Annotated in this window: 15 protein-coding genes and 1 pseudogene; 6 read left to right on the forward strand and 10 right to left on the reverse strand. The window is 62.4% G+C overall.

Translation table 11 applies throughout. The annotated features are described in order from the left end of the window. Positions 1-52: 52 nt before the first annotated feature. The 6 genes from mhpT to GNZ13_RS11485 form a co-directional block, all read right to left on the reverse strand. Entirely contained in the window at positions 53-1300 is a 1248-nt protein-coding gene (gene mhpT / locus GNZ13_RS11460) for a 3-(3-hydroxy-phenyl)propionate transporter MhpT (protein WP_172163703.1), read from the reverse strand. Positions 1301-1397: 97 nt separating this feature from the next. Continuing rightward, entirely contained in the window at positions 1398-2414 is a 1017-nt protein-coding gene (gene dmpG, locus GNZ13_RS11465; protein WP_172163706.1) for a 4-hydroxy-2-oxovalerate aldolase, read from the reverse strand. Positions 2415-2427: 13 nt separating this feature from the next. Next, complete coding sequence (locus tag GNZ13_RS11470; RefSeq protein WP_172163709.1) at positions 2428-3369, reverse strand: acetaldehyde dehydrogenase (acetylating); 942 nt, start codon at positions 3367-3369, stop codon at positions 2428-2430. A 1-nt stretch (position 3370) separates the two neighbouring features. Next, a complete protein-coding gene (locus GNZ13_RS11475; protein ID WP_172163712.1) occupies positions 3371-4216 on the reverse strand; it encodes a fumarylacetoacetate hydrolase family protein in 846 nt (281 codons plus the stop codon). 18 nt (positions 4217-4234) lie between these two features. Next, positions 4235-5185, reverse strand: a complete 951-nt coding sequence (locus GNZ13_RS11480) for a 3-carboxyethylcatechol 2,3-dioxygenase (protein WP_172163715.1) — start codon at positions 5183-5185, stop codon at positions 4235-4237. A gap of 1 nt (position 5186) precedes the next feature. Beyond that, on the reverse strand, positions 5187-7064 hold the full coding sequence (locus tag GNZ13_RS11485; protein ID WP_236001951.1) for a bifunctional 3-(3-hydroxy-phenyl)propionate/3-hydroxycinnamic acid hydroxylase: 1878 nt from the start codon (positions 7062-7064) through the stop codon (positions 5187-5189). Between the two features lie 128 nt (positions 7065-7192). On the opposite strand from GNZ13_RS11485, the pseudogene GNZ13_RS11490 reads away from it, so the two are divergent. From GNZ13_RS11490 to GNZ13_RS11510, 5 genes and pseudogenes are all read left to right on the forward strand, one after another. Continuing rightward, positions 7193-7978 (forward strand): annotated as a pseudogene (locus GNZ13_RS11490) (DNA-binding transcriptional regulator); the annotation flags it as partial. 95 nt (positions 7979-8073) lie between these two features. Continuing rightward, the gene (locus GNZ13_RS11495; protein WP_407945623.1) at positions 8074-8292 is read left to right on the forward strand and encodes a glycerol-3-phosphate responsive antiterminator; all 219 of its coding nucleotides are present in this window, start codon (positions 8074-8076) and stop codon (positions 8290-8292) included. A gap of 54 nt (positions 8293-8346) precedes the next feature. Next, entirely contained in the window at positions 8347-9507 is a 1161-nt protein-coding gene (locus tag GNZ13_RS11500; protein WP_172163721.1) for an iron-containing alcohol dehydrogenase, read from the forward strand. 269 nt (positions 9508-9776) lie between these two features. Beyond that, the gene (locus tag GNZ13_RS11505; RefSeq protein ID WP_172163724.1) at positions 9777-11360 is read left to right on the forward strand and encodes a collagen-like triple helix repeat-containing protein; all 1584 of its coding nucleotides are present in this window, start codon (positions 9777-9779) and stop codon (positions 11358-11360) included. A 78-nt stretch (positions 11361-11438) separates the two neighbouring features. After that, on the forward strand, positions 11439-12707 hold the full coding sequence (locus GNZ13_RS11510) for an isoprenylcysteine carboxylmethyltransferase family protein (protein WP_172163726.1): 1269 nt from the start codon (positions 11439-11441) through the stop codon (positions 12705-12707). Positions 12708-12750: 43 nt separating this feature from the next. Here the strand turns inward: GNZ13_RS11510 and GNZ13_RS11515 are convergent, their stop codons facing one another. Further along, positions 12751-13632, reverse strand: coding sequence for an EAL domain-containing protein (locus tag GNZ13_RS11515; RefSeq protein WP_172163728.1), 882 nt, complete (start codon positions 13630-13632; stop codon positions 12751-12753). Between the two features lie 435 nt (positions 13633-14067). Here GNZ13_RS11515 and GNZ13_RS54210 point away from each other — a divergent pair, with 435 nt between their 5' ends. Continuing rightward, positions 14068-14346 (forward strand): transposase, encoded by a 279-nt coding sequence (locus tag GNZ13_RS54210; RefSeq protein WP_172163730.1) that lies wholly within the window; start codon positions 14068-14070, stop codon positions 14344-14346. Between the two features lie 95 nt (positions 14347-14441). Here the strand turns inward: GNZ13_RS54210 and GNZ13_RS11525 are convergent, their stop codons facing one another. The 3 genes from GNZ13_RS11525 to GNZ13_RS11535 all read right to left on the reverse strand — a co-directional run bounded on the left by GNZ13_RS11525 (position 14442) and on the right by GNZ13_RS11535 (position 16188). Then, complete coding sequence (locus GNZ13_RS11525) at positions 14442-14861, reverse strand: histidine kinase (protein WP_236001952.1); 420 nt, start codon at positions 14859-14861, stop codon at positions 14442-14444. Positions 14862-14935: 74 nt separating this feature from the next. Further along, a complete protein-coding gene (locus tag GNZ13_RS11530; RefSeq protein WP_172163742.1) occupies positions 14936-15691 on the reverse strand; it encodes a COG4705 family protein in 756 nt (251 codons plus the stop codon). A 326-nt stretch (positions 15692-16017) separates the two neighbouring features. Continuing rightward, complete coding sequence (locus GNZ13_RS11535; protein WP_172163732.1) at positions 16018-16188, reverse strand: hypothetical protein; 171 nt, start codon at positions 16186-16188, stop codon at positions 16018-16020. Between the last annotated feature and the right edge of the window lie 258 nt (positions 16189-16446).

The raw sequence follows: 16446 nt of genomic DNA on the forward strand, positions 1-16446 counted from the left end.
ATTGGCCGCGAGCCGCTCATGACGGCAAGCTCGCGTATCTGCTGGCGCGGCTCTATTGCGCCGTCGCCGGCCCATAAACAGGCGCAGGCTTGCCCACGACACGCCATGCCGCAAGCGCCGCAATCGCGATCAGCGGAATGCTCGCGCTCAACAGCACGGTGGCGCTTTGCCCGATCGCGAGCAACTGGCCGGCGATCAGCGGTCCGAAAATCGAACCCATGCGCCCCACCGCGACGGCCGCGCCCACACCCGTGCCGCGCACTTCGGTCGGATAGATGCTGCTTGCAAGCGCATACAGCACCGACTGTCCGCCGACCAGAAACAGACCCGCCAGCAATCCGCCCCACGCCATCGACGTGCCGCCGCTCGCACCCACGAGCGCGGCCAGCGCCACCGCAATGCCCAGATACATGCCGGCCACCGTGCGGCGGCGGCCCATCCGGTCCATCATGCTGGCGATCGCAATCGCGCCAATCCCGCCGCCGATGTTGAACATCATCTGCACGACACCCGACTGCACCCGCGTGAGGCCGCGGCTCAACACCAGCGACGGCAGCCAGTTGATCAGGAAATACAGCACAATCAGCGTGCCCAGATAGCTGATCCACAACGCGACGGTCGTCCCGGCGCGCCCTTCTTTCCACAGCGCCTGTGCAACACCAGGCGACGCCTCGCGCAATCCGCCGGGCTTCGAGCCGGAAGTCGAGCGCGCCGCCACGAATTGCGCCGACTCGCGCATGAAGATCGCCAGCAACGGCAGCACCACAAGCGGCCCGACGCCGCCGACGTAAAAGATATGCCGCCAGCTTTCATCGCCTGGACTGACGATGCCGATGACCGCCGCCAGCGCCGCACCGAACGGCATGCCGCAATACATCGCCCCGACAGCAGTGTTGCGCTGATGCGGCGCCGCTGCCTCCGAGCACAGCGCGATCAGGTTCGGCATGGCCGCGCCGAGACCGAGACCCGTCAGAAACCGCGCCGCCAGCAGACTGTTGAGGTCCCACACCTGCGTGGTCGCAATCGAGAAAATGCCGAATATGGCTACCGAAAGCATCAAGATGCGCTTGCGGCCCAGCTTGTCGGCGAGACGTCCGCCGATTGCCGCGCCGGGCAGCAAGCCAAGCGCGCCGATGCTGAAGGCCCAGCCCATCTGCGCCACCGCAAGATGAAATTCACGCGCCATGCGCGGCGCCGCGACGCCGGTGGATTGCAGATCCAGTCCCTCCAGCAAGGCGACGATGAGACATAGCCCGACAGTGACGGCACCGCTTGTCCGAGTGTTGCTTGATCGCTGCATAAAAGTCTCCAATGTGTTTTCAGCATCGCTCTTGGTGGCGATCACGCTGTGGTGGGATTGACGGCACCAAGGACGCCGTCTGGTTTCACTAAAAACGTCACACGCCCGCGGTCCGCTTCAGATCCAGAGCGACGTCGACGATCATGTCTTCCTGACCGCCGACCATGCGGCGCTTGCCCAGTTCGACGAGAATGTCCACGGTCTTCAGGCCATACTTCTTCGCGGCCACTTCCGAGTGGCGCAGGAAGCTCGAATACACGCCCGCATAGCCCAGCGCGAGCGTTTCGCGATCGACGCGCACGGGGCGGTCCTGCAACGGACGCACGATGTCGTCGGCGGCATCCATCAGCGTGTAGAGGTCGGTGCCGTGGTTCCAACCCATGCGCTCGGCCGCCGCGATAAACACTTCGAGCGGCGCGTTACCCGCGCCCGCACCCATCCCGCCAAGCGACGCATCGATACGGTCGCAGCCCTCTTCCACCGCGACGATCGAGTTCGCCACGCCCAGCGACAGGTTGTGGTGCGCGTGCATGCCCGTCTGCGTTTCGGGCTTTAGCACGGCCTTCACCGCGCGGAAACGGTCGCGCACGTCGTTCATCGTCAGTGCGCCGCCCGAATCGACCACGTAAATGCAGGTCGCGCCGTAGGTTTCCATCTTTTTCGCTTCGACCGCGAGGTTCTCAGGCGTGGTCATATGACTCATCATCAGGAAGCCAACGGTGTCCATGCCGAGTTCGCGTGCGTATTCGATGTGTTGCTTCGAGATATCCGCCTCGGTGCAATGCGTGGCAACACGCACGATCCGCGCGCCTGCCTGATAGGCCGCCTTCAGATCGTGAATCGTGCCGATGCCGGGCAGCAGCAGCGTCGCGATCTGTGCGTGCTCGAGCACGTCCGCCACTGCCTCGATCCATTCGAGGTCGCTATGCGCGCCGAAGCCGTAATTGAAGCTCGAGCCTTGCAGCCCGTCGCCATGCGCGACTTCGATGCTGTCCACCCGGGCTTTATCGAGCGCGCGTGCAATCTGCTGCACGTTGTCGATCGAATACTGATGGCGGATCGCGTGGCTGCCGTCGCGCAGCGTCACGTCGGAGATATACAGTTTCTTGTCCATGCGAAAAGTCTCCTTAAGCCTGCACGAGCGATTGCGCCATGCGCTCCGCGGTCGCGAGCGCGGCCGATGTCATGATGTCGAGATTGCCGGCATAAGCGGGCAGATAATGCGCGGCGCCTTCCACCTCGATGAACACCGAGGTTTTCAAGCCGCTGAAGCGGCCAAGACCCGGAATAGTCAGCGGTGCATCGGCGGGGATCACGTCGAACTGCACCTTCTGCTTCAGACGATAGCCCGGCACGTATGCGTGAACCGCCGCGGCCATCGCTTCGATCGACGCTTCCACTTGCGCCTCGTCCACGAGATCCGACAGCACGTAGACGGTGTCGCGCATCATCACTGGCGGCTCGGCCGGATTGAGCACGATGATGGCCTTGCCCTTCGCCGCGCCGCCGACCGCTTCGATCGCCTTCGAGGTGGTTTCCGTGAACTCGTCGATATTCGCGCGCGTGCCGGGACCGGCGGACTTGCTGCTGATCGACGCGACGATTTCCGCGTAGTGGACCTTCGCCACGCGCGAGACCGCCGCGACCATCGGAATCGTCGCCTGGCCGCCGCAGGTCACCATGTTCACGTTGCGGGCGTCGAGATGTGCATCGAGGTTCACGACCGGCACGCAGTACGGGCCGATTGCCGCGGGCGTCAGGTCGATCAGGCGGATGCCCGGCTTGAGCGCACGCAGGAACGCATCATTCTTCACGTGCGCGCCGGCCGAGGTCGCGTCGAATACGAAATCGATGTCGTCGAACACCGGCAGACGCGCCAGCCCTTCGACGCCTTCGTGCGTGGTCGCCACGCCGAGACGCGCGGCGCGCGCCAGACCATCGGACGCCGCGTCGATGCCCACCATCGCCGCGACTTCCAGATGCTTGCTGCTGCGCATGATCTTGATCATCAGATCGGTGCCGATGTTGCCCGAGCCGATGATCGCGGCCTTGAGTTTTTCGCTTGCCATGTCAGTCCTCAATTGAGTGCTTGCTTATGCGGAGAAAGTCGGCGGAGAAAGTCGCGCGAACGCTGCCGAGGCCGTCGATCTGCGCGCTGAAGGTGCCGGGTCGAGTCACCGCGACCATCGGACCAAGCGCGCCGGTCATCAGCACGTCGCCGGCGCGCAGTGGTGTGCCGAGTTGAACCATCCGGTCCGCGAGCCACGCGGCGGCGTTCAGTGGATTGCCGAGGCACGCGAAGCCGTTGCCGCGCGAGAGCACGTCGGCATCGTTCGCCAGCGTCATCGCGCAGGCCGCGAGGTCCACGTCGCGCAGCAGCACGGGGCGGCTGCCGAGCACGAAGCGCGCACTCGACGCGTTGTCCGCGACGGTGTCGACGAAGCGGATATTCCAGCCTTCGATACGGCTATCCACTACTTCGATCGATGCCACCGCATAGGCGGTAGCGCGAATCAGGTCGGCGTAGGTGTGTTTTTCGTGGACGAGATCGCGTTCGAGCACCAGCGCGATTTCCGCTTCCACTTTCGGCTGGATCAATTCGCCGAGCGGAATCGGCTGGTTGTCGCCGTATGCCATCGACGCAAACAGCGCGCCGAAATCCGGCTGATCGACGCCGAGCTGGCGTTGCACCGCGGGTGAGGTCAGGCCGATCTTGCGGCCAACGATGCGCTCGCCTGCCGCCACCCGCGCCTCGATATTGACTTGCTGCACGGCGTAGGCGAGTTCGGCTGCCTCTGCCGCATTCGCGGCTTGCGCGAGGCGAGCGTCGTCGCGCAGCGGCGCGATGGTCCGGCGCGTGCGTTCGGATTCGCGCAACTGCTGCGCGAGCGCTTCAACATGGCTTCGATGGTTCATGACGGTTCCCTGATTCAGTTAAGCGATGTCGGCAACGGGCCGCGCGTGCATCGCGCCGAAGCCCGCGATCCACTCGGGAATCGGCCGGTAATAGTCGAGCGTCGCGCGATAGGGCCCGAACGCATTCAGCGCGCCGAATGCCGCGACCCAGGCGCGGATCTCGTGAGCCGACTTGCCGGCATCGCGTGTGATCGCGTTGTCGGTGAGGCCGTCGAGCGCGGTCAGCTCGCCCTCTTCGAGCAGCTTCAGGAATGCGCGGTCCCATGCGGGATTGAGCGGATGCAGTCGGCTGTCGCCCGAGGCGAATGCACGCGCCGCGGCAACCGTGCGTGCCTCGCGCGCGGCCCGCGATTGCGCCGAAGGATTGCGTCCGGCGATGAGCCGCTCCGCGACTTCATCGCTGGCGCCGGCCAGTTCCGGCACCGGCGGTTCATGCGAAATGCCGCCTGAGCCGATCACCAGGACGCGTTTGTTCGAACGTGCAAGCGCACGGCCGAGTGCATCGCCGAGCAGACGCGCGCGACGGCATGACGCCATCGGCGCCGCAACCGAATTGATGAAAACGGGGACAACCGGATAGCGATCGAGCCCCCCGGTGAGAAGGTCCAGCGCTTGTGCGCAGCCGTGATCGACCTGCATGCGGTACGAGACCGCCACGTCGACATCGCTGGCCAGCACGGCTTGCGCGAGTTCAAGCGCCGTGTCGGCAGGCACCGCAAGCGGCCCGGCAAGGCTCTTGAAGTCGCCAATCGCACTCGCCGACGCGCCGATGCAAAACGGCGGCATCACGTCGTAGAAGAAACCGTTGTAGTGATCCGGCGCGAACACCACCACCAGTTCGGGATCGAAATCGGCCACGCGTGCCCGCGCCGCCGCATGGATACGCGCCACTTCAGCGACGATTTCCGCGGCGGGGTCGTAATAGCCGGTAAGCGGCGTGTGCGAGAGACATTCGAGCAGCATCGGCATGTCAGGCTCCGGTGGCGAGCGCGCGGCCGTGCTCGTGTTCGTGCTCGTGTTCGTGCTCGTGCTGGACGGTCGCTTGCGCTGATGCCTCGACCAGCGTGGCTTGCCTGTCGGCCGGTGCGAGCGTCAGCTTCCGCGCGAGTTCGCCGATGTGCGCCGAGACCTGCTGCGGCGTGCACATGCCCGCAACAAAACGATCCGGGCGCAACAGCACGACAGATTCGGGCACGCGAGCAAACCACTCTTTCATGCGACCGTTCACGTCGCCGATAGCGATCACGCCGTCGGGCACGTCGTCGTGAAAACCAAGTTGCGTGTCGGGTTTGGCGAGCACGAAACAACCGCCCAGCCGCTGCCAGATTTCACGCGCTGCAGGCGTTAGGCCGAAGGTCGGATCGGAACCCCAGCCAATGATGGCGAAGCGATTTCCCAGCACATCGTCGAGACGCACCACGTTGCCGTCCACCGTCCGCACGCGCGGCTGGATGAACATGCGGCCCACCGGCGAATGGCACAGCGGATCGCGGCCGTACACGAAGCGGCCCAGCAGCGACTCGCGCTTCTGACTCATCAGTCCGAGCAACCGTCCCGACGCGGAATGACCCGAACGCTCCAGCACGCGCGCCAGAAAACCATGCTTGCGCGGACGCTCGTCCAGCAGCACCACGCCGGCTTCGTAACGCGGCATAGGCTTGAAACGCATTTCGACGAAGTAGCGTTTCACCGCGGGAAACAGATTGAAGGTGCGCACGAAAGCGTCGCGGAACTTGATGCCGAAGCGACTCGTCGGCGCGAAAATATCGCCCGCCACCTCCGACAGATGGATCATCGAGCGCGCATGCGCACGACGTTCCGCGGTGTACGTGTCGAACAGCGCGTCACTTGCGAGCCCCTTGACCACCATCGCCAGCTTCCAGCCGAGGTTGCTCGCGTCACGAATGCCGCTGTTGTACCCCTGGCCCTGCCAGACCGGCATGATGTGCGCGGCGTCGCCGGCAAGCAACACGCGGTCCATACGAAACGTGCTCGCAAGGCGTGCGTTGTGGGTATAAACGCGTTTGCGGATGTAGTCGACCTTCTCCGGATCGGCCACCACCTTGCGGATCAGTCCGGCCATGTTTTCCGGCCTCGAAAGTTCCTCTTCTGTCTCGCCCGGCATCACCATGAATTCGAAGCGGCGGATACCGTGCGGCAAAGCGGCCGACACGTAAGGCCGTTTCGGATCGCAATGCATGTAGACATGGGGCGAGCCGATCGGGTCGTTGCGCACATCCACCACGATCCATTGATTCGGCTTCGTGCGTCCTTCGAACGGCACGTTGAGCATGCGGCGCACGAAACTGTTGCCGCCATCCGCACCGACCATGTACGACGCGCGAATCGTGCGGCGTCCGCCCTGCGCGTGTTCGGTTTCGATGGTGATACTCGAGTGATCTTGCGTAAATGCGGTCAGGCTGTGGCCGAACAGCACCTCGACATGCGGGAAACGGTGCAGGCCTTCGAACAGCACGCGATCGGCGAGCGGCTGGATGAACGCGTTGCGGCGCGACCAGCCGAACTCATCGGTGCGCGGTTCGATCGAGGCAAAGCAGTGGCCGGTGTGCGTGACGAAACGCATCCAGTGGTCGGGCGTAGTGTGCGGCAGGAGTGCATCAGCGAGGCCGACCGACTGAAACACGCGCAACGCTTCATCGTCGAGGCCGATGGCGCGCGGGTAGTCGATGATCTGGTCGAGTTTTTCGACCAGCACGACCCGCACGCCCTGCAAACCCAGGTAGTTGGCGATCATCAAACCGACAGGTCCGGCGCCGATAATCGCAACGTCCGCTGATACAGTTTCGCAGTGGCCTTGATCGGCCGCCGGATCGATAGAGGGGGGCATGTTGTCTCCTTTTTCTCGCGCATGGCGCAAGTTCGTTGGTTCGCAGTCTAGGACCGCCACCCCGCCCCCTCAACATTTTGTGAAATTTGTGCATAGAATGCACATATCTGATTTAAAACGAGTTTTCCGTGACCAAATACACAAACGTACGGGGCCTGTCACGCGGGTTGCAGGTACTGCAAGCGCTCAATTCCATGGAAAGCGGCCGCGCCACCAGCCAGCAGATCAGCGACCTCACCGGGCTGCATCGCACCACGGCGCGACGGCTGCTGGAAACGCTGACGGAGGAAGGTTTCGTGCGGCGCAGCGCATCGGACGACAGCTTTCGTCTGACGTTGCAGGTGCGTTCGCTGAGCGAAGGTTTTACGGATGACGAAAGAATCGCGACGATCGCACCGCCGATCATGGGACGACTTTTGCAGCGCGTGGCGTGGCCGTCGGATCTGACCACGCCGGACGGCGACGCGATGATCATCCTCGAGACCACGCACCGCTTCAGTCCGCTGTCGTTTCACCGTTCGATGGTTGGGCGGCGCCTGCCGATTCTGCTCACGGCCGCTGGGCGCGCTTACTTTGCGATGTGCCCCGAGGGCGAACGCGAGGACATTCTCGATTTGCTGCGTTCGGGTGCGGGCGGAGACGAGCAGAAGGCGCTCGCCTCCAATGATGCGTTGATCAAAAGCCTGGTACGGCGGGTTCGCGCGGACGGCTTCGGATCGAACCACAGCGATTGGGCGGCGCAGAGCAAAATCGGCGCGGTCGCCGTCGCGATCGTGTCTCAGGAGCGTGTGCTGGCGAGTCTAAACGTAGTGTTTCTCTCACGCGCGGTCACGCTGGCCGAAGCGACGCGCCGCTATGTGCCGGAACTACAGGCCGCCGCGCGGGAGATGAGTGAGGCGCTGGAAGCGGAGACGCCATCATCGCAAGCGCTTCGTTCACCGCCGGGAACAGGCTCCGATTGAAGTTGTTCCAGCGCAATTCAAGAAAACAGGTCGTTGACGGTCCTGCCTTGCACACAAAAATTCAGACACTCCCGCCGAATCTGGTACAACTGATGCCCTCGCCGATGCTCTCGCATCTGTCCGCGCAAGACCGCAAGGCTTTGCCGCCGATCGTCGCCTCGGGCTTCGTCTGCAATAAGGGGGACGTGTTCGAAGCGTTGAAGAAAGGCGCCGTCGCGGTATCCGCCAGCGACAGCGAATTGTGGAACCTGGATCCTGATCGTTGAAGGTCCCGTCTTGCTGGAGTAATCAATGGCTAGTGCTGACCTGCAGGTGACACGATGAACGCATTCCGATTTCAAACCGTGCCGACCATGGTCGTCGAATTCGGCGCGGCGCGCCGTCTCGGCGCTTTGTTGCGCGCGCAACTTCCATCGCTCACGCGCCTGTGCGTGGTGACGGATGGTTTTCTTGACCAGAGCGGGCTGCTGAATCCGGCGCTCGCTGATCTCGCGGCGCACGGTTGGAATGCCACCGTGATCGACGACGTTATCGCCGATCCGCCCGAGCACATCGTGCTCGAGGTGACGTCGCGCGCGCGTGAAGCCGGCCCGGAGATTGTGCTGGGACTCGGCGGCGGTTCGTCGATGGACGTGGCGAAGCTGATCGCCGTGTTGGCGCCGCAACAGGAGCAGGCACTCAGCGAGATGTACGGCGTCAACAAAATCACGGTGTCGCGCTTGCCGCTCGTGCAGATGCCGACCACCGCGGGCACCGGCTCCGAAGTCACGGCCGTGTCGATCGTGACGGTGGGCGAGGCGAAGAAGATGGGCGTGGTCGCGCCGCAACTGGTCGCCGATCTGGCCATTCTCGACGCGGAACTGACGCTCGGGCTGCCTGCTGCCGCGACGGCGGCAACCGGCGTCGACGCGATGGTTCATGCGATCGAAGCGTACACGTCCGCACATTTGAAGAACCCGGTGTCTGACATGCTGGCGGTGAAGGCGCTCGAACTGTTGTCGCGCAATCTGTTGCCCGCATGCGAGAACGGCCAGAATCGCGAGGCGCGCGAAGCGATGTTACTCGGCGCGGCGTTCGCCGGTCAGGCGTTCGCCAATTCGCCGGTGGCCGCCGTGCATGCGCTCGCGTATCCGATCGGTGGCATTTATCACGTCCCGCACGGTCTTTCGAATGCGCTCGTGCTGCCGCACGTGTTGCGGTTCAACGCCGAGGCAGCGGCACCTCTGTACGCGGAACTCGCGGACGTGATCGTGCCGGGTATGACGGGCAGCGCGGAGAGCAAGACGCTGGCATTGATCGAACGGCTCGAACAGATGATTGCCGCGACGGCGATTCCGGCCCGGTTGCGCGATGTCGGCATCGAACGTAGCGGGCTCGAGCGGATGGCGAGCGACGCGATGTTGCAAACGCGGCTTCTGGTGAATAACCCCCGGCCTGTTACCGAGGCCGATGCGTTGGCGATTTATACCGCTGCGTTTTAATCGGCGCAGGGCGTGTAAGTGGAGGTGGGCGTCGCTGCGGTGTTTGGCGGCGGCTCCGCGCCGTTACGCCCACCGGACACGTTACGTAGCATGCACGTGGAACACGGCGTAGCCACCTTAGGTTGAATCGCGGTTTTGACGCGGCAAATTCTTCATATCATAAGTTCTTCAACCACATATGCGCTGAATCCTTGAGATGAAGCCATAAGTCGCATTTGGCGTGCAACTTGCAGTGTTGGCCCCACCAATAATCGTTCAACGGGGAAATCATGCAAAAATTCGTCGGTCGGACAGCCATCGCTGTCGCGACATCTACAATACTCGCGCTCTACGGTTGTGGAACTAGTAATCTCGGTACTCACAGTAGCGGGCTTGGCGGGGGCGGGCTCGGCGGAACTTCGGGGATCTCAGGCTCCGGCACTTCGGGTGGCTCTTCGGGTGGTACGTCCGGTAGCTCTGGCACCGGCAGTTCCGGCACGAGCAGCTCCGGCTCAAGCAGTTCCGGCACTAGCAGCTCAGGCGCCTCCTCCACCCCACTCGGCAACGTCGTCACCCAAGGCAGCAACCTCATCACTGCCGTAGGCACGACCGTCGCTGATGCGGGTTCCAAGATCACCGGCACCTCCGTCCCCGGCGTCAACGGCGCAACGACTTCGAATCTCGGCGCTGCAATCACCGATCTCGGCAACGGCGTCAAGGTACTCGGCAATGGCACGGCCGCAGGTCTAGGCACGCTGGGCAGTTCGGCCAATCCGCTTGGCCCGACCCTGACCTCCACATCGGGTCTCGTTACCAAAGCAGGCGCGGCCATTACGGCGGTCGGCGGTGTGGTGACGAGTCTCGGAACCGGGCCTCTCGCGCCGCTCGCACCCGTCACGTCGACCTTGGGTACGGTTGTCGGCGGTGTGGGTGGCGGCGTCGTCAAAGTTGGCTCGGGATTGAATTCGGCGCTGACCAGCGCGCCGGTTCAACAGGTCGAGACCCAACTGAGCACGGCCATCAACCCGATCACCCTCATGGTCTCGAATACGACGCAGACCGTCGGCAACACCACGGGCCTCGGCGCGCCGCTCAACAACTTGCTGAGCACCATCGGCAACGGACTCGATTCGGCCGGTCAGAAAGTGTCGGGTGCCACCGGTAACCAGGCGGGTAAAGATGTCGGCGGCGTAGGGAGCCAGCTGGGCAAGACGGCCACGAGCACGGGCGGACTGCTGACGGGCGCGACGACCAACCCGTTGGCGCCGATCGCCGGCCTGGTGGGCCCGCTTGGCGGACAGGGCGGATCTGGCGGTGGCCTCAGCATCCCGCCGCTGACCGGCCTGATCGGCAACCTCGGTTCGCTCGGTGGGACCGGTAGCACCGGCAACCCGCTCGCGCCGATCACCGGACTCGTCGGCAGCTTGGGTTCGCCTGGCGGCACCTCCGGCGCCGGCGGTCCGCTCGCACCGGTCACCGGACTTCTCGGCAGCCTGGGTTCGCTTGGCGGCACCTCCAGCGCCGGCGGCCCGCTCGCGCCGGTCACCGGACTTCTCGGCAGCTTGGGTTCGCCTGGCGGCGCCTCCGGCACCGGCGGTCCGCTTGCCCCGGTCACGGGCCTCGTCACGACGCTGACCTCGACGCTGGGCGGCGCCGCGGGCCAAGGCTCACCACTCGCACCGGTCACAGGCCTCGTCACCACGTTGACCTCGACCGCCAGCGGCGCGGCTGGCAAGACCTCGCCGCTCGCGCCGGTCACCGGCCTCGTGACGGGCTTGACCGGCAGCACGGGGAGCGGTTCGACCAGCACGAATCCGCTGGCGCCGGTGACGAACCTTGTCACTGGATTGCTTGGTGGCGTCGCCAGTAAATAAGCGGTAATTCGGCACAGCGGCCGGGACTTAAAAAATCAAAATTCCGGCCGCTATCTATGTCATGAATACGAGGATGACATGAACTCCACTCTGGATAACGTAGCGCACGTAGAAGAGCAGCGGCCGAGTTCGGCGACGCCGTTCTCTGTAGGCCTGCTTGGCATCGTCGTCGGCCTTCTGACGCTCTGGCTGCTACGCGACATTACTGCGCTGGACGGCGCGGGCCGCAGCACCGCCGCCTGTCTCGCGATCATCGCGACGATCGCCCTATACGAGCTGTTTGTCGCACGCGTGCATCTACGCCCAAGCGCCGGACTTACCGGCCAGGCGGTTCGGCCGCTCAGTGTTGCGCGCGTGGGTTTGCGCGTTGCCGCGCTAGCTTCCGTGTATGCCGGCATCGGTCTGCTCTACTGGCTGTTGCCCGAGTATCACGGCACGTTCTATAACCCCTTCTGGTCTTTGATCCGTACGCTCGCACCGTATCTGATCGTGGCCGCGCCGTTTTATTTTGCGTGGATGGACAGGCGTCAGCGCGAGGTCGACGATGCCTATATGTTGTGGGGCCGCCTGGTGTTTCGCGGGCAGCGCCCAGGCAACTGGAAGCCCGTGCGTGAAATGCTGGCCGGATGGATGGTGAAAGCGTTCTTCCTGCCGCTGATGATCACCTATCTTTCCACCGACGCGGACCATATCGGCGCATCGCTCGCGACCGCCATGAACGCGCCGTTCTCGCTTGCGACGTTCAGGTTCATGTACGACCTGTCCTTCACGATGGACCTGATGCTCGGCACTGTGGGTTATTTGTGCACACTGCGCATTCTCGATACCCACGTGCGCAGCGCGGAGCCGACCGCGCTCGGCTGGCTGGTTGCGCTTGTCTGCTACCAGCCGTTCTGGTCGGTGATCTCGAGCCAGTACTTTCACTACCAGGGCGCGATGTTCTGGGACAACTGGCTGATATCCGTGCCCATTGTCCGAATCGTCTGGGGCGCCGCGATCATCGCCCTGGTCTTCTGCTACGCGCTGTCCACCATCGCGTTCGGATTGCGGTTTTCGAACTTGACCAATCGCGGCATCATCACCTCGGGCCCGTATCGCTTCACGAAGCATCCCGCCTACATCACGAAGAATTTGTCGTTCTGGATGGTCTCGGTACCGTTCGTCGAACCGTTGGGCTGGCGAGTCGCGCTCACGCACTGCTTCGGGCTAGCGGCCGTGAATCTGCTGTATTTCATGCGTGCCAAAACCGAAGAGCGGCATCTGATGAACGATCCCGACTATCGTGCTTACGCTGAATGGATCGCGAGGAATGGGTTGTTCGCCAGGATCGGACGCGCGTTTAGATAAGGTGTTTTGCGCGCAGGACGTTACGTAACGTCCTGCGCCGTGGTCACGATTCGCGGCTTAACGCCAGCACATTGGCCAGCCCGGCCTTCGGGCGTGAAAACAGGAAGCCTTGCACCAACACTTCCGGCCATGATGCGTTCAACCACTGCAACTGTGCTTTGCTCTCGACGCCGTTCACCACGACCTGCACGTCGAGCGCATGGAGCATATCCAGCAACGCCGACATCACCACGCAGGCACGAGGATCGCGCGGAACCACGGCCATCAGTTCAGGCGCGATCGTGACGGTGTCCACGTCGAGTGCACCGAGCAGTGCGAGCGAAGATGCGCCGTTGCCCCACTTGCCCAGCGAGATGGCGGCTCCCGCAGACCGAAGGCCGGCCGTCAGGGTACGCAAGGACAGCAGACGTGCCGCGTCAGCGCTATCGGGCACTTCGATTTCAAGCAGGTTGGCCGGCACCACATACGAGCGCGCGATGCGCGCGAGATCGTCGGCAAACGATTCGAGCACGGCCACTTGCGCCGGCACCGTGATCGCAACTGGCAGCAGCGCCATCTTCGAAGAGAGGCAGTCGCGCAACTCACGGCACACGCCGTCGATGACGAACAAGGCCATCTCCCGCGCGACCTGCGGGTGTTCGAGCGGCATCATGAAAATGCCGGGAAGCAGCAGCCCATAGTCGGGATGCGTCCATCGGACCTGCGCTTCGAGGCGTGCCAGCGCTCCGTTTGCAGCGCGATAGGAACCTTGAAACACGAGATGAAACTCGCCCGCGCGCAGACCTTCGCGGACGCGGCTTTCGAGTTCGCTCAGCACGACAGGATCGTCGCGCGAGTCGTCCCAATCGGTCTGTTCAACGCAAGCGTTACGCGTGCCGAACGTCGTTGCGAGCGATACAGGCTTTTCATAGTCGAGCGTGAGCATGGCGTCGGCGCATTTTTTTAACCTGGCTAACGCACGCACATGTCGTGCCAACTGGCACGCTCGCTGCGCGATCCAACGGCGGCCATGACCGATAAACCCTACGGGACAATGGTTTACAGCGATACGGTCAAACCCGTCGAGACGCAATTTTCATCGCCAAACGTTGGTATGAACGCAAACGTTACGTAGCGTTTCGCATCGACGTTACGGTGCGTCGCCCAGAGAGTCGAACGCGGCGATTACGACAAGTCCGTCTCTCCACACAGAGAAACGGTTTTATGCATCATGAATAAGATTGCGATATAACGAGCGGTAAAATTTGAGGTTGCGCACTGCAACAATTAAATTTGACCGAGAAAAAAAGATTTACTAGTATCGGCACCAACGCAGCATGCAACGACTGCGCATTCCTCATACAGTCATTCAAGGCGGCCGATGCTTCAGATCCCTCTCTCCGACGCCGATTGGGCGCGCGTCCAGAGTCTCTTTCCTGTGGTTTCGTCCGGTCGCGGACGCCCCCGTCGCAGTGATCGCGAGATCCTCAACGCGATACTCTGGGTTCTGCAGACGAAAGAAAAATGGCACAGGCTTCCGGCGACTTTTCCGCCGCAGCAGACTTGTTATCTGCGGTATACGACCTGGAAAAGAACGGGCGTTCTAGACCAGGTGAATGAGCGTCTTCCGCTGTGCAATCTGACGCTGTCGTCCTGCTAGATTAGCGGGAAGCATTGCTTCGCATACCATATCGATTCAGAAGCGATCCGCTGTCTCACGGATCGCTTCTGTGATCGCTCGTGCCCGGCAGCGCGTCAGGCCTTGCCGTTCATTCGATCCATCACTGCCAGTAGATCAGTGAGCGACTGCTTGCATTCCGCTGCGTTCGGCGCGCCGGCGCGCAACGCGCTCAGCGCGCGGTCGATTGCTTTGTCGACGGTGTGCCAGTCAGCTGCGGCACGCGGCTTCAGCGAAGGCTCGGCGTCGTCCCATGCGAGTTCCAGATCTTTGATGCGCGTCTTGCCGCCCGCGAGATCGCCTTTGTCGACGAGTACCGCCGTGTCGGCGGCGATCTTGCGGAACGGCGAAAGGTCGCCGAGCTTCGACGCCTTGACAGGCTCTGCCGCCTCGGCCGACGAAAAGCCGATCCTGCCCGCCTCGTGATGCCCGAAGCTGATAGCGGAGATGGCGATGAAAGAAGCGATGACGGCTTTGCTGAGGGTGCGTTGATTCATGATTATTCTCTTCTGTTGGATCCGAAATACGATTGAAAAAGGACTACGTGTACGACTTCTCGAGCGGCACGCGCTCAAGGTTCACGTGCTGCAAGGGCGCGCACGGACCGCTGTTCGACTGCACTCGCGAAGATAACCAGCACGACGATCGCACTCAGGAAAAGCACACTCGTATTGATCGTGCCGAGGCCGATACCGCCGTACGCGCGCGACTGCGAAAGCAGGTCGCCGAACGAGGCGCCAAGCGGCCGCGTCAGAATGTAGGCAAGCCAGAAAGTCAGCACCGGATTCCCGCCGACGTAAAAGATGACGCCCACCAAAGCGATCAGCGCGCTGAATGCCACGACACCGATCATGAAACCGAGCCCCAGCGCTTCTGTCGCAAGATCGCCGGCCGCGGTGCCCAGCGCGAAGGTGAACAACACAGCAGCCCAGTAGAAAAGCTCCCGCCGCATCGTATAGATGGTGTGAATAGAAAGCGTCCGCTCGCTGCGATACCAGAGAGCGAACACCACGGCCAGCGCGAGGGCAAATACGATCGTGCTGACATAGAGACTGACGCCGAGCTTGTCGGTCAGTGCATCGGTAATCTGCGTGCCGACCACACTGACCAGCACCACGGTCAGCCAGTAAATCCCCGGCACGTACTTGCGCATACGAAGCTGCACGGCCAATGCGGCAATCAGCAACGTAAACATGATTCCGCCGGTGAGCGCGGTACCGAGCCCCACATGCACGGCCAGATAGTCCGCGCCGGTTTCGCCGACGGTGGTCGCCATGATCTTGATCGCCCAGAAGACAAGTGTTGCCTCGGGCACTTTGTTGCGCATCTCGGCAACACGATAAGTTGAGGTCTCTAGCAAGCTGGTTCTCCCATCAATAAGCACTGAATTCGACGTTGCGAGAAAGCGCGCTGCGCTCACTCAATGGGGCGAATAGTGCAATGGCGAACCTTATGAAAACCTTACGGAAGATGCCGACAAAACCACCGAATCGCGGCAGGAAATGGGGAGTTAAAAGGCGTCTTGAACGAGCCTTAAGAGATGCTTAAGGACTTCCACAAAATCAAAAAATATACTGCTCAAGCACTGCGAATCGAGGCCGATAGACAGAACGCAGTACACACGTTTTTCTATCAGGAGATTTAGATGTCCATTCAGGCAATCGGCCAAAGCGCCGTACAAGCACCGGCCTCATCCGCCGCGTCGACATCGAGTTCAGCGTCGGCCGCGCCGGCATCGAGCACGAGCGCTTCTTCTGCTACGGGGTCGAGCACCAGCACGTCCGCATCGTCCGCGTCGTCCGCATCTTCGTATACGGTCAACATCAGCGCCGCCGCACATGCTTTGTTGGCCGAAGCAAGCGAGACGTCGGTTCAAACCGCGCAGGAAGCAGGAAAGGGCGATCAGCAGGCGCAACGCCTGCTCGCCAAGGAGGCCGCAGCCAAAGTGCATTAACCCCAGCTTTAGCTTCTGAAATTGCTGGAACCCGCATCAGTTGTAGGGTTCGGCAATTTTTTAGTAGTCCTATGTAGCCATGTAATTCACATTATCACCTTGATTTTTCGCTCATGCTTTGCTTTTAT

It is taken from the genome of Paraburkholderia elongata, from assembly GCF_013177735.1.
Lineage (GTDB): Bacteria > Pseudomonadota > Gammaproteobacteria > Burkholderiales > Burkholderiaceae > Paraburkholderia > Paraburkholderia elongata.